The organism is Advenella faeciporci (genome assembly GCF_014652395.1).
Lineage (GTDB): Bacteria > Pseudomonadota > Gammaproteobacteria > Burkholderiales > Burkholderiaceae_B > Advenella > Advenella faeciporci.
In genome coordinates, this window is sequence record NZ_BMYS01000005.1 from 137,937 (window position 1) to 159,655 (window position 21,719).

At 52.7% G+C, this 21,719-nt stretch carries 18 protein-coding genes; 2 read left to right on the top strand and 16 right to left on the bottom strand.

Annotated features, from left to right (window positions below; genetic code table 11):
- Positions 1 to 80: 80 nt before the first annotated feature.
- The 14 genes from IE074_RS05675 to tssJ all read right to left on the bottom strand — a co-directional run bounded on the left by IE074_RS05675 (position 81) and on the right by tssJ (position 17,368).
- A complete protein-coding gene (locus tag IE074_RS05675; RefSeq protein ID WP_189384465.1) occupies positions 81 to 734 on the bottom strand; it encodes a DUF3540 domain-containing protein in 654 nt (217 codons plus the stop codon).
- Between the two features lie 26 nt (positions 735 to 760).
- Positions 761 to 2,728, bottom strand: coding sequence for a type VI secretion system baseplate subunit TssF (gene tssF / locus IE074_RS05680; RefSeq protein WP_189384466.1), 1,968 nt, complete (start codon positions 2,726 to 2,728; stop codon positions 761 to 763).
- Positions 2,728 to 3,261: a type VI secretion system baseplate subunit TssE gene (tssE, locus tag IE074_RS05685; protein WP_189384467.1), complete on the bottom strand. Its 534-nt coding sequence runs from the start codon at positions 3,259 to 3,261 to the stop codon at positions 2,728 to 2,730. Before tssE ends, tssF begins: the two co-directional genes overlap by 1 nt.
- 27 nt (positions 3,262 to 3,288) lie before the next feature.
- Positions 3,289 to 4,122: a type VI secretion system accessory protein TagJ gene (locus IE074_RS05690; RefSeq protein ID WP_189384468.1), complete on the bottom strand. Its 834-nt coding sequence runs from the start codon at positions 4,120 to 4,122 to the stop codon at positions 3,289 to 3,291.
- Positions 4,123 to 4,217: 95 nt separating this feature from the next.
- Positions 4,218 to 4,703: an Hcp family type VI secretion system effector gene (locus tag IE074_RS05695; RefSeq protein WP_169293096.1), complete on the bottom strand. Its 486-nt coding sequence runs from the start codon at positions 4,701 to 4,703 to the stop codon at positions 4,218 to 4,220.
- Between the two features lie 65 nt (positions 4,704 to 4,768).
- The gene (gene tssC, locus IE074_RS05700) at positions 4,769 to 6,268 is read right to left on the bottom strand and encodes a type VI secretion system contractile sheath large subunit (protein WP_169293095.1); all 1,500 of its coding nucleotides are present in this window, start codon (positions 6,266 to 6,268) and stop codon (positions 4,769 to 4,771) included.
- A gap of 18 nt (positions 6,269 to 6,286) precedes the next feature.
- A complete protein-coding gene (gene tssB / locus IE074_RS05705) occupies positions 6,287 to 6,835 on the bottom strand; it encodes a type VI secretion system contractile sheath small subunit (protein ID WP_169293094.1) in 549 nt (182 codons plus the stop codon).
- Positions 6,836 to 6,889: 54 nt separating this feature from the next.
- A complete protein-coding gene (tssA, locus tag IE074_RS05710; protein WP_189384469.1) occupies positions 6,890 to 7,918 on the bottom strand; it encodes a type VI secretion system protein TssA in 1,029 nt (342 codons plus the stop codon).
- 176 nt (positions 7,919 to 8,094) lie between these two features.
- Positions 8,095 to 9,780 carry a serine/threonine-protein kinase gene (locus tag IE074_RS05715; RefSeq protein WP_189384470.1) on the bottom strand — a complete coding sequence of 562 codons (1,686 nt, stop codon included), beginning with the start codon at positions 9,778 to 9,780 and terminating at the stop codon, positions 8,095 to 8,097.
- 12 nt (positions 9,781 to 9,792) lie between these two features.
- Positions 9,793 to 10,560 carry a type VI secretion system-associated protein TagF gene (gene tagF / locus IE074_RS05720; protein WP_169293091.1) on the bottom strand — a complete coding sequence of 256 codons (768 nt, stop codon included), beginning with the start codon at positions 10,558 to 10,560 and terminating at the stop codon, positions 9,793 to 9,795.
- A gap of 6 nt (positions 10,561 to 10,566) precedes the next feature.
- Positions 10,567 to 14,175, bottom strand: coding sequence for a type VI secretion system membrane subunit TssM (gene tssM, locus IE074_RS05725; protein WP_189384471.1), 3,609 nt, complete (start codon positions 14,173 to 14,175; stop codon positions 10,567 to 10,569).
- Positions 14,175 to 15,473, bottom strand: a complete 1,299-nt coding sequence (locus IE074_RS05730; RefSeq protein WP_189384472.1) for a DotU family type VI secretion system protein — start codon at positions 15,471 to 15,473, stop codon at positions 14,175 to 14,177. Before IE074_RS05730 ends, tssM begins: the two co-directional genes overlap by 1 nt.
- A gap of 6 nt (positions 15,474 to 15,479) precedes the next feature.
- The gene (gene tssK / locus IE074_RS05735; RefSeq protein ID WP_189384473.1) at positions 15,480 to 16,820 is read right to left on the bottom strand and encodes a type VI secretion system baseplate subunit TssK; all 1,341 of its coding nucleotides are present in this window, start codon (positions 16,818 to 16,820) and stop codon (positions 15,480 to 15,482) included.
- Between the two features lie 14 nt (positions 16,821 to 16,834).
- Positions 16,835 to 17,368, bottom strand: coding sequence for a type VI secretion system lipoprotein TssJ (gene tssJ, locus IE074_RS05740; RefSeq protein WP_189384474.1), 534 nt, complete (start codon positions 17,366 to 17,368; stop codon positions 16,835 to 16,837).
- A gap of 213 nt (positions 17,369 to 17,581) precedes the next feature.
- Here tssJ and IE074_RS05745 point away from each other — a divergent pair, with 213 nt between their 5' ends.
- Together IE074_RS05745 and IE074_RS05750 are read left to right on the top strand one after the other, a co-directional pair.
- Positions 17,582 to 18,031, top strand: a complete 450-nt coding sequence (locus IE074_RS05745; protein ID WP_169293086.1) for a TssQ family T6SS-associated lipoprotein — start codon at positions 17,582 to 17,584, stop codon at positions 18,029 to 18,031.
- A 42-nt stretch (positions 18,032 to 18,073) separates the two neighbouring features.
- Positions 18,074 to 18,907 carry an FHA domain-containing protein gene (locus IE074_RS05750; RefSeq protein ID WP_189384475.1) on the top strand — a complete coding sequence of 278 codons (834 nt, stop codon included), beginning with the start codon at positions 18,074 to 18,076 and terminating at the stop codon, positions 18,905 to 18,907.
- On the opposite strand, the gene tssH is transcribed toward IE074_RS05750, so the two are convergent.
- Together tssH and IE074_RS05760 are read right to left on the bottom strand one after the other, a co-directional pair.
- Positions 18,904 to 21,570, bottom strand: a complete 2,667-nt coding sequence (gene tssH, locus IE074_RS05755; RefSeq protein WP_189384476.1) for a type VI secretion system ATPase TssH — start codon at positions 21,568 to 21,570, stop codon at positions 18,904 to 18,906. The genes IE074_RS05750 and tssH overlap by 4 nt on opposite strands.
- A 73-nt stretch (positions 21,571 to 21,643) precedes the next feature.
- A partial coding sequence (locus tag IE074_RS05760) for an IS3 family transposase (RefSeq protein ID WP_189384488.1) occupies positions 21,644 to 21,719 on the bottom strand: 76 nt, incomplete at its 5' end.

A 21,719-nucleotide genomic window follows, 5' to 3' on the forward strand; every position in this document is an offset into this window, starting at 1 on the left:
TTATCCAAAACGGATATATCAATAAAATTACACTTCATAAAGTGAGTAAATAAAATACTCCTTCCCTTTTACCTGCCCAATTACCCCATGTGGATCTGTTTGCCATCAACCTTGATCAGGTCCTCAGCCGTTACCACGGTATATTTGGAATGCACGCGGGCGGTTTTTTCCGCTTCATAATCAATCATGCCGGCCCGTACCTGCTCAACCCCTTCGGTTACCTTGAAAGAAGAGCGGGACATTTGGGAGAGCCGGTCAACAATGGATTCGTACACATTGCCAATGAAATGAAAAAAGCCAACAGTGGATTTCACTTGTTTACCTACGTATTCCATCTCATTGACCAGGCACATGCCTTTGTCAGACTGCACCCTCAGGTTTGCGCTGTTCAGGTCAAGCGCCTGCGCACTTGTCAGGCGGGTATTCTCACGGCTTTCAATGGCCACATTGGCTGCGGTTACGCGCAAATTGCCGGGCACCGCCAGCAAAGAAGCGGCCGGGTTGGCCTGTTCAATAACCGCCAGCAAGTAAACCCGCTGATGATCGGGGCCGCTAAGCAATACCGTATCCCCCACCGCCGGCATAAGCATGCAGCTTGCCGCCCGCCGGCATGGCCAGACGAAACCGTCGCAACACACACTGTAACTGCCGTCATCATGAATGGTTTCCACAGTGCCAAGCAGGTGAACCGGATCATACACGGGGCTGTTTTGCATTCTTGAAGCCAAAGACATGGTTAAATTCCTTTAATATTCAAATACTATACAGAAGGCCGGGATCCCATCCTGGGTTTCCAGCGGGCAATTTCCCCACGCTGCAGGGAAGACAGCACCAACTCCGACATCATGTTGATGGAGACATGTCGCGCAAAAAACTGTTCAATCACGGCACCAAACAAATACGGACTGGCACCTGAAAATGCGGTTTCATCCACCTCCAGATGGATTCTGGCCCCCCGGCCAAACACAATCGGGCCGGGTACAGGCAGCCGGTGGTGCACCGGTTCAACATGCACATGGCGAACGCCGTCAATTTGCCGGGCAATGGCCGGGTCGGCAATATTGGCATATATACGCAGCATTTCCCGCAAGGTTTGGGCACCCTTTTCCTGGTCAAGGTCCGTTAAGCCAAGGTAGTTCAGACCTAAATGACTGATCAGGTGCCAGGCCTGGGCATCTTTGGCCAAGGCCGGGCGAGGCCGGCTGGGGCCGCGCAGTATGCGGATACCGGCGACCGGTGCAGACACTTTCATGGCGAAGTCATGGCTGCTGCCAAAGGGGATTAGCATGGGCAAATCCCGGTTGGTGCACATGACTTCCGCCCCCAGGTGGCGGATATTTTCTGAATAAGGCGCCTGATGCTGGTCTACCAGTGACATGAACACTTCGCTGCCACCATAAGCAGTGCGGGTGCCATTCAGGCGCGCCACTTCAGACACAACCCGGGGTTCGCGGCGCAGGGAATAGTAGGCGCCATAATCGCCCTGGTCATGGCCCAGAGAGGCATAAAATGACCTAAACTCCTGTTCGCGGTGCTTTACCGAGTCCGAATAGGCCAGCAGCCGGGTAATGCTGAATACTTCGTAATCCATTGGCCGGGTACGGTCGACCACCAAGTGGTATTCATGCGTATTGGGCTGTACGGCAATGCGGTCCGCCGTTTTACGGAACAGGTTAATGGCAGGCACGCAATGCAGGGCCAGGTTCTCGCGAGTAATATTGCCTTCCAGCTCGGGGATGAGTTTGTCAAATAGAAAAGTCAGCTCAAACGATTGAACGGTTTTATTCTCTTCCTTGCCTTTTTCGACTGATGCTTTTTCTACCGTTCCTTTTGCTCCCCCATCTTTTGCTCCCGATAATGCCGCTGGCAATTTCAGGCCTTTTTTCAGGTTGTTCAGGCTGAAAAACAGGAACCGTGCCGGAAAGGCAAAGTATTCCTGAATAATGCGGTGCCCGTGGAACACGCGGGAATCGGCCGGCAGCAGGGCCTGTTCACTGTCAAAACCCTCATGGCGCAAACTGTCCGCATTCAGGCGGTTCAGCCAGCGCATGGGTTTTTGGGTGTCATGGCACAGTACGGCAACCGTATGCGCCATTAACAGTTCCAGCAAACGGTACATGTGGATATCCTGCCCGTTCAGGTAAAACATGAGCTGGTCCAGGTCCAGTTCATCCAGCGTTTGGCCGGCACGCACCTGAATTTTTACCCGCAAGGCGCTTTGCACAGGGCGTTGCGCCGTGTTCAGGTTAAGGCGTTTCAAGGGCAAATCGGGTGGAATACCGGTTAATTCTGCCGATGCCACTTCCAGCGGGTAAAGCGTTAGCGACTGGCCGGTCACAAATTCACACGAGGTCTGTTCACCCTTGGGCACACGGCTGCGCAAGCCGGTTCCTTTGGGCAACACGTAGCCGTTCACCAGCCGCCCTTCGCTAAAGTTGGGGGTAAATTGCACTACGGTCATGGCAGGGGTCGGTGCCACATAATTGGGGTACACCACTTCCAGCAAACGCTGGGTAAACTGGGGAAACTCGGCATCCATTTTCATGTGGATGCGGGCGGTCAGGAAACTGAAGCCTTCAAGCAGCCGCTCTACATAGGGGTCAGCCACATCTATCCCGTTCATGCCCAGGCGTCCGGCTATTTTCGGATACTGGGCTGAAAACTCTTTGCCCATTTCACGGATATAAACCAGTTCACGGTTGTAATAATCCAAAAACCGCGCTTGCATTATTGCCCCCCTGCCTGTTCCAACAAATCAATATGGCCACTTTCAAGGTCAATATCGGTACGAAACAAAAATTCGCGCGGATAGGGATTGCACCATAATTTGCCGCGGATCAGCAGGCTCAGCACGTTGTGGTGCATCAGCATATCCATTGCCGTAATACTGCTTACTTCCAGGCTATCTGCCAGTATCCGGGGTTCAAAGTTCACAATCGCCCGGGTAACAGAGGCTTCGACATCTTCCCAGTCCACTTCGGACATGCGCTTGCCTGCCAGCGCGCCCACGCCAAAATTCAGGGTAGAGTTCCTGACTTGCGGCCATGCCTGTAAATCGTGATCGGCTTCCAGGCTCGTGGTGTTCAACACCCAGCGCAAATCACGCAATACGGCTTTGCGCAAAGACTCATAATCCATCATGCCGTGATCTTGCGACTCTTGCCTTTTGTCGGGCTCGTTATCGGTAAGCCGGTCTAGCAACGCGGGTTGCAAACGGTCTTTCTCACCCTTGCGGATAGCCCTTTCAGATGGCGGTTTCATGTGCATGTTCACAGTGCGATCCCGGCATTAACCGTTTTTTGCTTCATGATTGAAAACCACCCTCCGCACATCAAGAATGGCCTGTTCAGAATTGGCGGTCATCCACATTTTCTGGCCAATGCCAAGGTAAACCTGTTCAGAACAATACTGCCACTCGGTCCGGCGGCTTAAATTGGCGGCGTCATCAAGCCGGGCATAAGACGAACCCGCCGGTGCAGGGTAACGTACCGGCATCAAGCCGGTATATTGGCGCTTGTCTTGCATGTCTACTTCCACTTGTGCCCAGACCAGGTCGGTTAAGCCCTGGGGGGCAATAAAACGGATGCTGGCAATGGATTCGAACGGAACCCAGCCATAGCGTCCGTTAACAATCAATTCGCACACTGGCCCGATTCGGCCATCACCATCGCAGATCCATTCAAAAGACAAGGCATTGTCTTGCCCGTCAATGTCAAGCTGGCCAATACTGCCAGGGGCCTTTTCCATGGCAACCGCCCGAAGACCCGCGGCCTGTTCTTCATCGGGTGTTTTAAGGGCCTCAATCAACATGGCCATCCAGGCCGGTGGCTGGGCCAGCACGGCCGGTATTGTTTCACCGCGAAACACGGCTTCCCTTTCCTGTTCGGCTCTTATTGCTCCACCATAGGCAACGGCCAGTGGTTGGGCCTGCGCATTCATTTCAGCACTTAGCGTTAACTGGTCAAACGCCTTGTCCCAGTCTCCTGTGATCACCAATAACTGAAACAGTTGCGCACGCAAATCGGCATCACCCGGATTTTTACGGATACTTGCCTTTACACGGTTTAGCAGCTCGCTAACAGGCTGTCCACCCAGTGCGCGCATGATTGATAAATAAGACATTAAAACCATCCCCCTGTAAAAAATAAGATGGGCCAACAGTCATCCTGACTCTGTTGACCCATAGGGAAATCAACCCCTACACTGCTTGCCAGATGTTAAGCAACGATTTTGTTTTGCTTGATATCGTAGGCAACAACAGACTCAGCACCTTTGCCGCCTTGTTCTGTTTGCTCCCAGTACTGCTGCTTGACTTTGGCTGCCTGGAAGGAGTAGCTAACCATCATGGCGTCGCCGTCCTGTGAGCCTGTGTACTGGACTGAAGTCACCAATACGTCTTCCAGCGTGATGCGTGAGTATTCAATTTGGCTGCCGCCCGCCTTGCACACAGACACTTCCACCTTGCCCAGGTGTTTGCCGGTTGCGCAATGTTTCATGACGGCAGGTGCGGCACGGTCAATGCGTGCAACTACGTTCAGGTCATTGAAACTGGCTTTGCCGGTACCGCCACCACCACCGGTAGACATGGAACCGGGTTGGGTTGCACCCCATGCAAATGACTGGATATCGGTCCAGTCTTTGTGGTTTGAATCTTTGGATTCACCGTTTGCACCTTCAATTTTCATAAACATATCAACAGCCACAACTATCTCCCTTCAAGATAAAAATGAACAACAAAATACGGGGACCTACCCCGGTAAATGAGTGCTTAGCCATCATTCTGTTTTAATGATGGCAGCTTCGATACCAGCCGCAGGGATACGGTCAAGCCCTCTAGCTGATAATGCGGACGCAAGAAAAAACGGGCCGAATAATAGCCGGGGTTATCTTCAATTTCCTGCACCTGGACTTCGGCCGCAGCCAGCGGCTTGCGAGCCTTGGTTTCCTGGGATGAATTAACCGGATCACCGTCCACATAGTTCATAACCCAATCGTTAAGCCAGCGCTCCATATCATCCCGCTCGTTGAATGAGCCGATTTTGTCGCGCACAATACACTTGAGATAATGGGCAAAACGGCAGCAGGCGAACAGGTAAGGAAGTCGGGCCGACAATCGGGCATTGGCAGTGGCATCGGGGTCGTTGTATTCGGCCGGTTTTTGTAGCGACTGGGCCCCAATAAACGCGGCAAAATCCGAGTTCTTGCGATGCACCAGTGGCATAAAACCGTTTTTGGCCAATTCAGCCTCCCGACGGTCACTAATGGCAATTTCCGTCGGACACTTCATGTCCACGCCACCATCATCGGTAGGGAAGGTATGGCAAGGCAGGTTGGCTACCGCACCACCCGACTCAACCCCGCGAATGGAAGTGCACCAGCCATACTCCTTGAATGAACGGTTGATATTGGCCGCCATGGCATAGGCCGAGTTGGCCCAGGCATAACGCTCGTGGTTGGCACCGTCGGTTTCCTCTTCAAAATCAAATTCATCAACCGGGTTGGTGCGTGAGCCGTAAGGCAGACGGGCCAGAAACCGGGGCATTGCCAGGCCAATATAGCGGGCGTCTTCAGACTCGCGCAGACTGCGCCAGGCAGCATATTCGGTATTGGTGAAGATCTTGGTCAGGTCGCGCGGATTCGACAATTCCTGCCATGACTCCATCTGCATGACGGCAGGATCGGCACCGGCAATGAACGGACAATGCGCGGCAGCACTAATACGGGCAATCTCACCCAGCATTTCCACATCGGGAGGACTATGATCAAAATAATAGTCTCCTACCAGGCAGCCAATGGGTTCACCGCCAAACTGACCATATTCTTCTTCGTACACCCGCTTGAAGATCGGGCTTTGGTCCCAGCCCACCCCTTTGTATCTTTTCAGGGTACGGCCCAACTCTTTCTTGCTGATACACATGACGCGGATCTTCAGCAATTCATCGGTTTCGGTGTTATTAACCAGATAGTGCAACCCGCGCCACGCGCCCTCAAGCTGCTGGAACTCGGCATGATGCATGATCTGGTTGATTTGTTCGGTCAGCTTGCCATCAATTTCGGCAATAATGGCCTGAATGGTTGAATAGGCATCGGCAGAAATCGTCACCGCATTTTCAAGTGCCTGGCGAGCCAGCGTCTTGACGGCATTTTCAACCGCCTCACGGGCCTGATCTGTTTTAGGCTTGAACTCTTTTTGCAGAAGTGATGTCAATTCATCACCAGCCAGTGTTTCCTGCAAATCCACCTGTTGATTGGTACTGGTTGTATACATGAATAATCCCGTTAACGGTTACTGTTCGGTGTGGTCGGCATTGGCAGACTCACCCGCCTGCTCTTGCGGTTTGGGTGCCGTTGCCAGGGCTGACAGCAATGCCGGGTTTTGCAGAACCTGGTTAATCAGCTCTTCGGCACCGGTCTTGCCATCCATATAAGTCAACAGGTTGGCCAATTGGGTACGGGCCTCCAGCAAAGCGTTCAGGGGTTCAACCTTGCGGGCAATATTGGCCGGGGTGAAGTCATCCATGCTGTCAAAGGTCAAGTCCACGCTCAATACACCGTCCCCGCCCAGGGTATTGGGCACATGAAAAGCAACACGGGGTTTAATGCCTTTCATGCGTTCATCAAAGTTGTCAATATCAATATCCAGGAACTTGCGCTCGGCAACATCGGCCTGCGGCTCGATGGACTTACCGGCCAGATCCGCCATGACACCCATCACAAAGGGCAACTGGATCGTACGTTCTGCACCGTAAATTTCCACGTCGTATTCAATCTGCACACGTGGCGCACGATTGCGGGCAATAAATTTTTGTCCGCTGTTATATTTTGTTGTGCTCATTATTTCTCCTGTGAGCTGATACAGGCATGGCCTGGCGTCAGCCGTTTAATATGATTAATCATCTTTGGGCATCCATGCCTCAAACTGCTCTGCACCGGATGGCATCAGGTTTTGCAAAATCTCATGGAAATTCATCGGGATGGTTTGCTGCACCCGCCTGAGAAGAAAAGGTGCTGGATGGCTTGGCTCATTGACAGTGAAGTAACTGCATACTTTTTCCAGCGCCAGAATGGCTTCATCGCGGGTTTTGATCTGCACCTGCTTCCAGGAAACCGCACGCTCCCCGGATGACAGACCGGTTTCCTGAAGCGCAGCCGGCGCTTTTTCACCAGCCATCGTCTCTTGCGAGTCGTGGTCTTGAGTATCGTCATCAGCAGCCACTTCTTGCATGGCCTGAATAACCTGCTCCAGACTACGCAGCAACGCTGAAAAATCAGGTGTCCACTCATTCCCCAGATGGGAAGCAACCACATCACGTATACCCTGCAAGCTGTTGCGGACACTTAGCAATGCCAGTATTTCAGGCGCTTCATTCATCCGGGCCTGGTTAAGGACTTCCTGCAAGCGCAAACGCCCACCAGGGTACAAATCGGGCTTGGAACCATCCAGTACTGCTTCCACATCCCTAAGTGTCATCTGTCCGTGTGGTCCCGTCAGCAGCAAAGAAGATCGCAAGCTTCTGGCCATGCCCTGCATGTCTGCCAGGGCCACCAGTGCATTCATCCGGGGCAAGGGGTCTTCATAGCCGTCTTCCACCAGCAAGGGAAATACGCCTTCCCAATGCGCTTGCAGGACCGCTTCTACCAGCCCTACACCCTGTGCGTAACCAACAATTCCCCGTCGCTCTGTCCATGCCCAGGCAAGGGCCGCCAGCACACGGAGATCGCAGGTTCGCTCGCAAAGTCCAGCGGCTTTTTTTTCAACCTGCGTCCAATCAGGGGTCTGGGCCTGAATAATGGTGTCACCAAACTGCTGCTCGGGTTTTTCAATAACGGACTGCTGTAAATCCAGAAAGTCTGCGTCATACTCCAGATTGCTTCCGCACTGGTGCTGACTGAATAAATTAATAAACGACTGTTTCATAATGCCGTTTATCGTATACATCAAGTATTAAAGATTCATGACGTTTCAATGAAAAAAATACGACAAACCTCAACAATTAAACATTGAAAACCATTTATTCACCCAATCAGCATTTTTTACCTGAAACATTTATACATTTTTTATGAACCCGTTGTTTTCAATAGTTTTAATTTCAATTAAAACTGATGACTGACTGTTGTGTTTTGCTGACTTTTCAGCTCTACAGTCACAACATGTGAAGGCAAATTACCATTACGGATTTCAATTGTATGGGTTCCGGGAGAGAGCCTGAGTGAACGCAATGGAGGGCTGGCACCACGCCTGCGCCCATCAACATACACATCTCCCCATGGCTGGATAGACAAGTTGACGACCGCCATACTGGCCGCCCGTTCCTGCTCTTTCCTGCGTTCCTCTTGTGCAAGCCTTTCTGCTTCAAGACGTTTTTGTTCCTGAAGCGCCAGCTGTTCCTGATTAATCCGCTCCTGCTCCTGACGTTCCTGTTCCTGGCGTTCAATTGTTTCAGTGGCAGGGGCAGGCTGTTCTGCAAGAGTAACAGGGGCTTCCTGTGTGCGACCGGATGGTTGCCAGGTAATGCCTGCTATTTCCTGACTGTTATTTGATACTTCACTGATAATACCTGATGTATCCCCAGCAGGCATCTGCGCCTGTTGGCCTGCCTCAGAAACCGGCTCAGGCAATGTATTGTCAGTAGCCGTTATCATTGCCGCCACTTCGTCCACGTTATTTTCAGCCATGGGACGGGCACTGCTCACTGCGTCATTGACAGACTGGTTGACCACCTCGTTGACTGCCTTATCCAGCGTCTCGCTTGCCGTTCCGGCAATGGTGTTGGCCATCGTTTCGGCTTGAGTCAGGGCTTTGATCACAGCTTCCTCTTGCGTTTTCCACAGCGGTTGCGGTGGCCTGTTTCCTTCACCAGGGTCTTTGGGCTGCACCATATTGGCAGAGGCTGTGCGGGTTTGCTCTGATTCTTTTCCGGTTTCCATACCCGCTATTGCAGACTGTTCAGCTTCCTGACCGGTATAAAGATAAACACCTGCTGCCGCAGCTGCCAACACCAGTGCAATAAGGCCCCACGCCGGCCCGCGCTTATGTTCTTGCAAGACGATCTTTCTTGCAGGCGGACCCTGGTTTTCCTGTTCTGTTGCTGCGACAAAAGATGGTACAGGTGCCGGTTCCGGGTTTTTCGGCCCGGCAACTGCTTGCGTTGGCGATACGCTAACGGGCGGTGCCACAGGCATAACCTTTTCAAGGGTAGCGGCACGTATTTCAGAAACATCCGCCAAACCCATGGCCACCACCAGCTCATTCATAGACCGGGTGCGAACCTCGGGTTCCAGTATGGTGGCGCAATCAATGGCCCGTAGAAAACGCCGGCTAAAAACGCCACCATGCACATGGCCAGACAAGGGCGGCAAATCATCCTTGACCATCCGCTTTATGGCAGACTCCGGGGCCTGCTTCAATATCATGCTTCTAAGCACCATGCCCAGTCCATAGACATCAGTCCAGGGGCCAATTGGCCAGCCCGGATCAGCGGCGTGCTGTTCAAAAGCGGCATAACCGGCAATAAACTCATTCTTGGCCTGCAATTGCTGCAATTGCCCTTCGGAAAGAGGCAGCAAATGGGCACGTCCTGCTCGATCCAGCAAAATGGCTTCCAGTGAAAAAAGACCATACACCCGGTTTTGATCATGCAACCCCTGTAATACAGGCCATATGTCCAGCAACAGGTTTTCAAGATCAACCTGGGTAACCTCACCCTGCCACCACCCTGATTGCGCCAGGGTTTGGTAATCAGGACTAATTTTTTCGATCAATTCAGAAAGGGACGTCATATAAATTACCTGTTACAGACTGGCGTCTGCCGATGAACGTTTAATATTGGAAGGATTCGCAAACAAGGTGTTGAACAGGGTATTATTCAGGCTGCCCCCATGAACCAGGGTACGCTGGCCCGAGCCGCCTGCCTGATTGGCCCACCAATAACTGTTGTGTGAATACGGATTGAAATAATCGCTTAAGCCGGGCCATGAACACACCTCGTCATCCATTTTTTCAAGTGGTGGTACCTCATGACCGGCATTCAGGATAGCCAGGATATCCCCGCCCCGGCTGGCCGGTCCGGTTTGCCTGCCCGCCCCACGCTGCAGCATAGGTGTCAGGCAAACCCTGGCATGCTGGATATCCTGCTCAAACTGTGCAATAGAAAGCCCCTGGCTGACCGCCCTGAAGAGTTGCCTGCCCAGATACTCATAAAACCGTGCCGAACCCTCTATCATTTGCCGGTTGAAACTGGCAACCGGTATTTGCAAAACGGCTACCAGGGGATATTCGCGGCCCACCCTGTCACGGCTGGGCGCAATACTGCCCATTTGTATGACGCCCCCATCCTGCCAGGCGGGCAATAAAAAATTCCAGACTGGGGCTTGCCGGTATTCCCGTACCGCTTCAGGCAAGGTTGAACCATGCATGCAAACCAGCCCCTGACTTAACCAGCGATGCCAGCCGTTAATTAATGATGGCTCGCAACGCCGATGCACAAAGTCACCCGAGGAAGGCATTTTTCCATACCATCCCAGCAATGAAGCCAACTGGTCAATACCCATTTCCATCATCGTTAGCTACCCTTTTCCCGGGCACGCAAAACCCCGCATTTCAGGTAACCTGAATGGGCTTTTGGCCGAATAAGCGGTGAACTCCAGCGTAACGCTGCGCCCGCCAATATTAAAAGTGGCTATCGTCACTTCAGGCGACTTGCCCCGCCGTATGCTGGCTTGATCCAGCATGCGGTTCAGGGCCCATGGACCCGTTGATGACAGCCCCGAAGTGCCCGTCTGGGGCATCAGACTGATGCTGACCTGATTGCTCCCTCTTTTACCGGGCCACTCTACGGTTGTTCCTATTTGCGGACCATGTGAATAAGTCACCAGCTGGCCGTCCACATCCATCATGAACTGCGTGATCTCAGGGTCCATTTCCAAAGGCCGTATGGCCACCCTGAAAGAGGGATCGGCCCTGCCAGCCGCAAAATAAACGTCACGAATAACCGCGCCATTTTCAAAAGCGCCCAAATAGCGGGCCACATCGCCTTTGCTTCCATCTATCCCGGGTTTGAAACGTAACCGGGTTCCCGATACATCAACAAGGTGCTGTAAATTCTGCTGAAAAAACTGTTCCAGCATCTGCTGGGGGCCAAAAAACCGGGCGAAGTCATTGGGTGCCACATCTTTGGCCGAATTGGCAAAAGGATAACGCCCCGCAATGGCACGACGGCAAAAATTACCCAGGGTAGCATTCACGTCCTCTCCCATTTTTTCTTGCCGGAGACTGTTCAACTCGCTGGCCGACTGCACCGACAGGGCGCTCAGCATGGCTCCCACCTCTTCCGGCAAGCGCCCTGATTCTGCCTGCAGCTTGGACAGGACATCTGCCGGGGGCAAGGGACTTTGGCTACGCAAGGCTGCATCTGCCGCTGTCAGGTAAGTATAAAGTTCGTTCAGCAAGGCAACCGTGCCTTCAATGGGTGCAGGCTCACCCTGGCCAAGGCTGGTAGCCAGTTCCCTGTATTTAACAAAATGGCGATCCACCATTTCTTCCAGCCGCTCGGGGGTGGCGTCCTGCCGGATGGCATTTTCCAGCCCCACCGGACCAAACATTTGTTCCAGTGACTGGGTGGAACTGCTCACCCGTTCCCTGGCCTTGTCAATCAAAGAACGCTGGTTACGCTCATCTTCACGCAACAATGTGGTTTCATAAGCAACCGCTTTCACATATTTAACCAGCGGTGAATTGCTGGAAGAAAGGCTGCGCGCCAACTCTATGCCTTCAATGAGCGAAGATGGTTTGCGCAAGGCGACATCGGCCAGATAATGATCCCATTGGCTGACATAATCACTGAAATACAGCCGCTTGACGTCCTCAATCACCTTGTTGCGCCGGTCATCCTCACGGCCCGCCGCAATCTCAAGCACCCACTCATCATCCTGGCGCAGTTTCATGGCCACTTCATCAAGACGCTTGCTGAAAATATTCCAGTATCCATTGTAGGAATACAGGCCCGGAATACCCTCGTTCAATGGCTTGCCGCTGGCGCGTACAAAAACAGAGGTCGCTTCGGCCCCGCCCAGTGAAACCAGCGTACCGGGTTTGAGCTCTGCATTGGCAAACAAACGCTGCATCCGGCTATATACCCTGACCGGCAGGGAATGACGGTCCAGATTGGCCCTGACACGCTCTACCAGGGCTTCATTTTTGGGAAACGGTGAGGTCACTACGCCCTGATCAAGCAGGTTCCCCACATGACTGGACAAACGCTCATATTCCGCACGGGTGTAATTAACGGGCAAAGCGTCTTGCATCAGGCCCAGCACCCAGGTTTTCAGGAAAACCGGATCATAACGCGCCGTGTCATACAGCATCAGGTAGGCCCGCAAGGCTTCATACGAACGCTCAAGATCATTCGGGTCGGCCTGTTCCAGCGCCCATTCTATTTTTTGTGAAATTTGCGGCAGCAGCACTTGTTTCAGGGTGTCATCATAAACACTGCCCGCCGCTGCCTGGATTTTATAACCCTGGTAAAGTCCAAAACCATAGCCTAGCGGGGCATCGTCTGGCTTGAAACCGGGACCGTCAGGCAAATCAACCGCTGCATTCATGAAAGGCATCAGGCCCAATACATCGCCGGCACGGGTGATTTTTATATCCTGGCTTAGCTGGCGGAAATCAGGCAGTTTATTGTTAACATACGCCAGATAGCCACTGTTGTTGCGATAACTCATCAACCAGACCAGCAGGCACACCACTGTCACGGTGGCCATCACGCCATAGCCTGTCCATTGCAGGGCACGGTAGCGTTTTTCCCATTTCAGGTTCAGCCCGGCAAGCCCCGATTCACGAAAAACCACGTCTTTAAGCAGCTTATGCAGGAAATAACTCTTGCCCGCTTCTTTTGGCAGACCAGACTGCGGGGCCTGGCCACCCTCTATTTTCAGGTGTTTTTTAAGCGGATCGCTCACCTGGTCAAACGTCTGTCCGCCCTGGGTGCCACTGGTAAAATACACGCCCCGTGGTAATACCCGGGATTCAAAACGTGCGGTAGAAAACACATCACTTAAGAAATAACCCAGTATTGACTGCAGACTGGCAAATTGCTGCGGCAGCAGATAGGCCTTGGCTCGTGCCTGTTCATCAGGCTCATTGCCCATAATCGTTGGCATGGCATCAAACAGGCGTTTTTTCAGCCATTCATATTCAGTGTTATAGGCATCCAGCAGCGTGAAACCAGCCTCTTGGGATTTTTCATAAGAAAAAGTAAAACCCCATACCTGCTCAAGTTCCTGACGGCTGCAGCTATTGAAATACGCCTCAAAACCAGACAACAAGTCCATCTTGGTAACCATGACATACACGGGAAACTGGATACCAAGCTGCTCACGCAGGTCTTGCAGGCGCCGGCGCAAAACGGCGGCATGCTGTGCCCGGTCGGTGTCATTGCTACTTAGCAAATCAGCAATGCTAATGGTCATCATAACGCCATTAATAGGCTGACGGCCCCGGTATTTAACCAGCAAATCCAGAAACCCGTTCCATTCTTCCTCGTCATTAACGGGATCACTTTCATGGGTTGTGTAGCGCCCGGCCGTATCCAGCAAAACCGCATCATCGGTAAACCACCAGTCACAATTGCGGGTTCCGCCCACCCCTTTCAGGGCGACCTTGCCAAACTTGTCTGCCAGCGGGAAATTCAGGCCCGAATTAACCAATGCGGTGGTTTTTCCCGAACCGGGTGCGCCAATAAAAACATACCAGGGCAATTGATACAAATGCGACTTTGAAAACAGCGCCAGTGATGACGGGTTTTTCGTTCCTTCAAAACGGATGTTTTTTAATAAATCGATGGCTTCATCAAACCGTTCAGTCAACACCCGCAACTCGGCCGTTTCTTTTTCAGGCAGGTTTTCTGACTGCCTGTTTTTGGACGGTTTGCGCAATTGCCCCAGCAACTGGGCATTCAAACGGCCTTCACGCCATTTTCTCCATAAAATGCGCAGCAGCCAAATGGCGAAAATGGCCACAATCACATAAACACGCACATCCGGGTCTTCCAGCGGATACCACTGGTTAATGGACAGCGAAGAACCCAAAACCCAGATCAAATAACACAGCACAACCAGACCCAGAAACGTCCACAGGGCTGTACTGAATAAAAAACTGAAAAAACGGCTAAACATTATTCATTCTCCTGCCTGGCAGGTACGATCGGTGAAACCAGCAAGGTAATTTCAACCCGGCGGTTACGGGCCCGGTTGGCAGGTGTATCATTGGGAGCAACCGGATCGGCTTCCGCTTTGCCTTCAGCACGAACCCTGAGTTTGTTATCAAGCCGGGCATCCAGTATTTTCTTGACGGCATCCGCCCGTGCCTGTGACAGCTCCCAGTTGGACGGAAAACGCACCGTCTTGATGGGCACATTGTCGCTATAACCACTGACCAGAATATTGCCCTGGGTCTGATTCAGGGCATCAGCCACCCGGGACAAGACCGGCAGATACCGGGATCGCACCGCATCCGAACCTGACTCGAACAGGCCATCGCCCCGCAACACCACCACGCTGCGGTCTGCCTCGTCACGCACGGTCAAGAGGTCTTCCCTTATTTCAGGTGCCAAAAACCTGGCCAGACGTGCCGGTGTATCCAGCTGAACCGGCATGGCCGTTTCGGGACGGATGGGAGCAACAATCTGCAAGACAGGAGGCTTCACGCCAATGATGCCGGCAAACAAACGGTCTGACTGGTCGCCCAGCGTCCAGGCAAAACCCAAATATGAAAACAGCCCCAAGGCGACCGCCAACACGGCCACCACCCAAAGGGGAACCGGAAGACGCTTGAGCTGATTCTGTACTGGCGTATCCTGCCAGTGTTCCGAAAGGGCCTGCGGATACTCGCCACGTGCCTTGTGCAAGATAAGCAGCAGGCGCTGGCGCAGTGTTTCCAGTTGCGAACGGCCGTTATCGGCCACCCGGTAACGCCCCTCAAAACCCAAAGCCAAACAGTAATACAGCAGCTCAAGCAAATCGATATAGGGGGCAGGATTTTGCGACAGCTTGGCCAGCAACTGGAAAAACTTCTCTCCACCCCAGGTTTCATTGTGAAAAGTCACCAGCAGGCTGTTGGCCGACCAGGCACCACCACCTCCCCATGGGGTAAGCGCAGCCGCTTCATCCAGGGCGGTACACAGGCAATAGCGGGCACCCAGAATGGTTTCATTGCTTATTCCTGCCTGTTGGGCACGCAATTCGAACAGTCGGATTTCATCAATCAGCCTGAGCCGCAACTCAGACGGTGAGGCATGTGAACGGGCATTGCGTATTTGAGGTATGAGCACCAGCAAGGGGTTTGCGGCCGCCACCAAAGGGTTTGAACCGCTAATAACATAATCTCCGGGACTCAGGCTTTCCGGCACGGCTTCCAGCCCTGGCTGCCACCCCCACTGTCCCGTTACTCCATCGGTATAATTTCCGGCTTGCATGCTGAATTACCTTTTATCTTGCCTGATGGCCCAGAACTCCATGGTCAGACCCGGGAACTCACCCGCCAGATGCAAAGCAAGCGCACCGGTTTTTTCCAATTGCTTCCACATCTCGCCATTTTTTTCCAGTGAAAAGTAAAGATGGCCGGCACTATAGGGCAACTGTCGCGGTACATTGGGTAACTGCCTGATGGAAATACCTGGCAATTGCAAATGAACCAGGTCACGTATCCGCTCAACCGGCCCCAGCTTGGCCTGTGTGGGAAAATGCATACGCACGGTTTCTGCAGGCATATCGGCATGCACGGCCAGAATCAGATCGGCCGTCTGCATCAGGTGCAAATCGGGAATCTGCCCAAGCACCAGACCTTGCCCCTTGTCCTGTAAAGGAATACGAATGGCCTGTTCATCAAGAATTGCCGTCAGGGCACTGTGCAAGACTTCCATAAGAGGGGCAAAACTTAGCAAAAGATTGTCATGCACATAAGCCGGAAAACTGCTCATGCGTTTGCCAGGCTGGGTAAACGTGGCCAAGTCGCTGGCCAGCATCAGGAAATCATGAAAAATCCGCTCGGGGTGCAAATATTCCAGCGACAGCATGTGCCAAAACGCACCCCTATAGCGATTAATGGTTTCCAGGGTCATGAACTCGGCCACTTCGGCCACGCCGCTGCGGCCAGGCTGCTGCAGGCGGTTCACCAGCAACTCACTGCGGGTTTCAAGCAACCCTGCAATCTCCTTGACGAAATTGCCCAGCACCGGGCTGGTGGAATAGGAAACGACCGGTGGTATATATTTATCATCAAGAATAATTTTACGGTCTTCACTCTTTTCCTTGATAACCGCCAGTGGCATGCCGATCCACTCATCCCCAAAATCCTTTTCAAGCATCAGGCGCAAACGTAATTTACCGGTTTGTATAACCGCTGTCCCCATGGAAACATCGCAGGAATCAAAGACCTCCTCTTCCACCACGCTATAACGCGCCAACGAGTTTTCTTGCTCATCAAATATGACTTCTTCAGACTCTTCACGGTAACGTGGCAAGGCCAGGTAAACCCGCTGCCCGAAAGTACCCGCAGGCACTTGCAGGGCGGCAGGACCGGCAGAGCCATGAAAGCTGAAGGCGGTGCCATCAGGCAGGATCCCCTTGGCTGCGGCAATCACAACCTTTCCCAAGGCCAGCGAATCCGTATCCAGCGCCAGTTCACGAAATCCCCAAAACAATCCATTGCTGCTTTCCTGGCGAATCCGGGCATTGCTGTCCAGAAAATGTTCAAACTGCTGAAAATGATGCGGCCGAAGAAACATGCCTTCGGACCAGACTATTTTATTTTTACTGTTCATGAAAATGTCTGCAATTAATTATTATCCGCCTGACGGTTCAAGCGGATGGACTGTCCGTCTACATCAATAATGACGCGTGCCTCGTCGGGAGAGAATTGCCAGAATTTGTATAGATTGGTGGTTTTGGCTGCGGGCAGTGGAACCAGCAAGCGCCATTGGCTATTGTTCAGGTCACGGAAAGCGGCCACGACCCCCAGGAATTTTGCATGGATATTACCCATGGCCGTCATGACCTCCTTCTGGCCGGGTTGAAGCATGACCGAGCTGATTTCCAGCATCTGGTCGCCCAGGGCCTGCTGCGGGTTTTGCTGCAGGCTGAAAAAATCCGAGGTTTCAAAGGCTGTGCTGGATTTAAGTTCGTAAACCGTTATTTTGACCGGGGCCGATCTGCCTTCAGGGTTAGGGTTAATGACATCTGCCCCCCTTAATTCAACCGCATACGGCACGGCCATTTTATTTTCGCTGGCCGCACACCCCGCCAAGGCCATTACCATTGCCAGAACGCCAATTTTCAATAGCCCTGACCGCAGCAATCGAAAAGCAAACATAAAACCCTCTTGTTTTAACTATAACTGATTCAGGCTTGACTTAAAATATTTCAATAATGAACAAACAAAGCCAATTTAATAAAACAACATATTTCTGTCATGTTTCACATGTACCATGCTTGGTGATGGCGCATGAAATAAGGCATGAAGCATGTCCGCCCCTGATAATTTTTTTAATTATCAAACATATTTATTACATCAACATTTCTTAACATGAAATACTCAAGCAAAAAATCATTTTCCCTCCTGAGCGGCTCCATTTTGATCAGTCTGGCATTAAGTGCGTGCACCACTGCCCCCAAAGAACCGCCCAGCCCCTACTCTCCTGAAGAAGAAGTGGTACTGGAAACCATCAAGACCGAATTTGCCAATGGCAACTACAAAACCCTGATTACACAGATCAAGGCTGAACCCTTGATGCTTACCGGTTCCCTGGCTTTCAGGACCGAAGCCCTTAAATTCCAGGCTTTTAGCGAATGTGTTTCCAAAAGAAGAACCGCCTGCGGAAAAACCTTCAATAAAATGCTATCGGGTAACCCCGACTACACGCTAGATCCGGCAGAAAGCACCCACCCCACCTGGGGACCGGTCTTTGAGCGGGAAAACAAAAAAGTCCAGGCTTCACGCCTGCGTGTTGAAAAACAGCTTTCCAGCCAAAAATAAAGCGCTGCGCCCATCACCCTGAGTCAAGACCAAACGCCATTTATGTTGAAACTGTCTATTATCAATACCGCAGATCCTGCCAAACTTATTACTAGCCAACTGCAAGTACCGGGGGGAACCATTGGCAGCGGCCCTGAAAATGATATTGTGCTTGCCGATGAAAAACACACCATTGGCAAAGTACAGGCGGCATTACGCATGAACGCACAGGGTGATGCCGTGCTTGTCAATCTTTGCAGCACCAGCCCCATTTACCTTAACGGGCTTATCCTGGCTTTCAAACAACAGGCCGCTTTTGGAGAAAAGGACCGGATAACGCTGGGGTCTTATGTTTTGCAGGCACTAACAGAAACAGCAACAGCCAGCAAGACCACTGCGGCCACGGTGAGCACCGCAACCACCGTTTCAGCCATGCCAGCATCAACGCCAGCCCAAGTCCTGCAAACCGTACTGGTACCCGCCTTTACAGAGCCGGCCGCTCCGGTTTCTGTTGAAGAACCCGCTCCGGCAGCACCACCCCCTCCTCCCCCTGCGGAAGATATTTTCGCCGATCTGCTTAATAGCCCAGGCACGCTTCCTGTTGGCGCCCCCATCCAGACAGAGGCCCATCCATTTGAAATACCCAGTGCCAGCGATCGCAATCATGCCGACCCAGTGTCTCTTCTATCGCCACAGGGCGTGCGTCAGCCCCTGCACCACCATGACCCTTTGTTGATGTTAAGCCGCGATGGCACCGAACAGCACCGGGCCACCATCTTTACAGACAACAGCCCAGGCACCCTCAGGCAAACACGGGAACTGGCTGAACACCAGGAGGACAGAATCCTGCAAACCCTGCAGCAAGCGGCTTATAACAACAATCATGAAAACCGCTAAGACCAGGAATAAACAAATTCGCCCTCGGCACACCCCAGCTCCAGCCTGGTAAGGGTTTCTGCCTGAAGCGTTGCGGCCAATACCTTGCGGCTGACTTCAGGCAATACCGTATTGGTCAAAATGGCATCCACCATGCGACCGCCCGATTCCACCTCGGTACAACGCTCAATAATCAGCTTCACCGCATCATCCCCAACGCTGAAATCAATGCCATGATTTTCGTTAATCCGTTTACCAATCCGGCCAAGCTGCAAACGCACGATATTACCCAGCATGTCGTCTGACAAGGGATAATATGGCACCACCACCAACCGCCCCAGCAAGGCGGGCGGGAATATGTTCAGCAAAGGATCACGCATGGCTGTGGCCAGTGCCTCAGGTTCGGGCATCAGGTCAGGGTCTTTGCATAAATCCATCATCAAGTCCGTTCCCGTATTAGAGGTCAGGATAATGACGGTATTACGGAAATCAATTTGCCGGCCCTCACCGTCTTCCATCCAGCCCTTGTCAAAGACCTGGAAAAAGATCTCATGCACATCAGGGTGTGCTTTTTCCACTTCATCAAGCAAAATGACACTGTAAGGACAACGCCGCACCGCCTCGGTCAGGCGTCCCCCTTCACCATAACCAACGTACCCCGGTGGCGCACCTTTAAGGGTGGACACGGTATGCGCTTCCTGAAACTCGCTCATATTGATGGTGATCAGGTTTTGCTCACCCCCATACAGGGACTCGGCCAGTGCCAGCGCGGTTTCCGTCTTTCCCACGCCACTGGGGCCGCACAGCATGAACACACCTACCGGCTTGTTGGGATCCGTCAGGCGCGCACGGGAAGTCAGCACCCGGCGGGCAATCATGTCCAGCCCGTGGCGCTGGCCAATGACCCGTTTTTCAAGCGTATCGGCCAAGCCCAGCACTGACACCAACTGGTCTTTTACCATGCGACCCACCGGGATTCCAGTCCAGTCGGCTACTACGGCCGCCACCGCACTGGCATCCACCGAAGGGAAGATCAGGGGGTTTTCACCCTGGCACGCCATCAATTCGGCCTGGACTTCCTGCAATTGGGTACGAATCCGTTCGATTTCAGCCTCTTCGATGCCATCCTGTTCAATCTTAAACGATCCACGCTCCAGCTCTTCCTGCAATTGCGCCCGAAACGCCAGCAAACGCGTAACCAGTGACTGCTCCAGCTGCCAGGCCGCTTCGAGTTTTTCCAGGCGTTCACGGGCAACAGCCAAGGATTCATCAATTTTTTCCAGACGCCCGGGTTTCTCAATGCCAAGCTGGCGCTCACGAATGGCAATGCCCCGCTCAATACCCAGATGCTCAATTTCACGGCGGACATTTTCAAGTGCACCAGGCTGCGCATGCTGGCTAATCGCCACGCGGGCGCAAGCCGTATCCAGCAGGGCCACGGCCTTGTCAGGCAACTGGCGGGCAGGAATATAGCGATGGGAAAGGCGCACGGCGGCATCTATCGCCTCATCCAACAACAAGACCTGATGATGGGCCTCAAGATTGCCTGCCAGGCCACGCAGCATGACCAGCGCTTTTGCCTCATCGGGCTCATGAACCTGCACTACCTGAAAACGACGGGTCAGGGCCGGATCTTTTTCAATATACTTTTTATACTCTGCCCACGTGGTGGCGCCAATCGTCCGCAGCTGCCCGCGTGCCAGTGCAGGCTTAAGCAGGTTGGCGGCATCACCGGTGCCCGCCGCCCCGCCAGCCCCAATCAGGGTATGGATTTCATCAATAAACAAAACAATTGGCTTTTCGCTGGCCTGTACTTCATCGATGACCTGGCGCAAGCGCGACTCAAACTCCCCTTTCATGCTGGCACCTGCCTGCAGCAGGCCAATATCCAGCAAATACAACTGAACCTGCCGCAACGCCGGTGGCACATCACCCTTGGCCAGGCGAATGGCCAACCCTTCGACCACGGCCGTTTTACCCACACCGGCCTCACCGGTTAGCAGGGGGTTATTCTGACGCCGGCGCATCAGGATATCCACAATCTGGCGGATTTCCTCATCACGCCCGGAGACCGGATCTATTTCATTATTGCGGGCACGGGCGGTCATGTCCACCGCATACTGTGCCAGTGCCGATTTGCCCTTGCCACCGGCACCTGCCATGGAATCGGAGTTGCCACCGGAGGCAAAAAGCGTCTCGTTCCTGTCTTCTGCTGACCCCTTAACGATGGCAGAAAATTGTCCGGCCAGCACATCGGGCACGATTTTACGAAACTCGGGAGAAATGCCATACAGCACGTTGCGCAGCGAATGTGTCTTCAAAATACCCAGCAACAAATGCCCGCTACGGATTTTGGCAGCTCCGTATTTAAGGGAACCGTAAATCCAGGCCCGTTCTGTTGCGCTGTCCAGGTGCTCGGACAAATCGGAAATTGAAGAAGCACCACCGGGGAGTTCGGCCAAGGCCGCCACAATCCCCCTTTCGAGGTCATCTGCTTTCAGCTCAAAATATTTAATGATTTTCTGGAAATCACTGTCGTGCTCATGCATGATTTGATGCAGCCAGTGCACCAGTTCTACATAGGGATGGCCCCTTAATTTACAAAAAGCCGTAGCGCCTTCCAAAGAACGGTAAAGCAGTGAATTCAGTTTTCCGAACAGTTCTGTCCGATTGATTTCCGACATATTATTGATACTAAAATTGATGGGCGTTCCCACGCAGGAGTGAAGTGACCCCCAAATGTTGGACGGTTAAAAACTAGGCAGCTAAAACCTGAGTCCGGTATTGTACTGGACTCAGGCCATTTAATTTGAGCTTGATACGCTTGTGATTA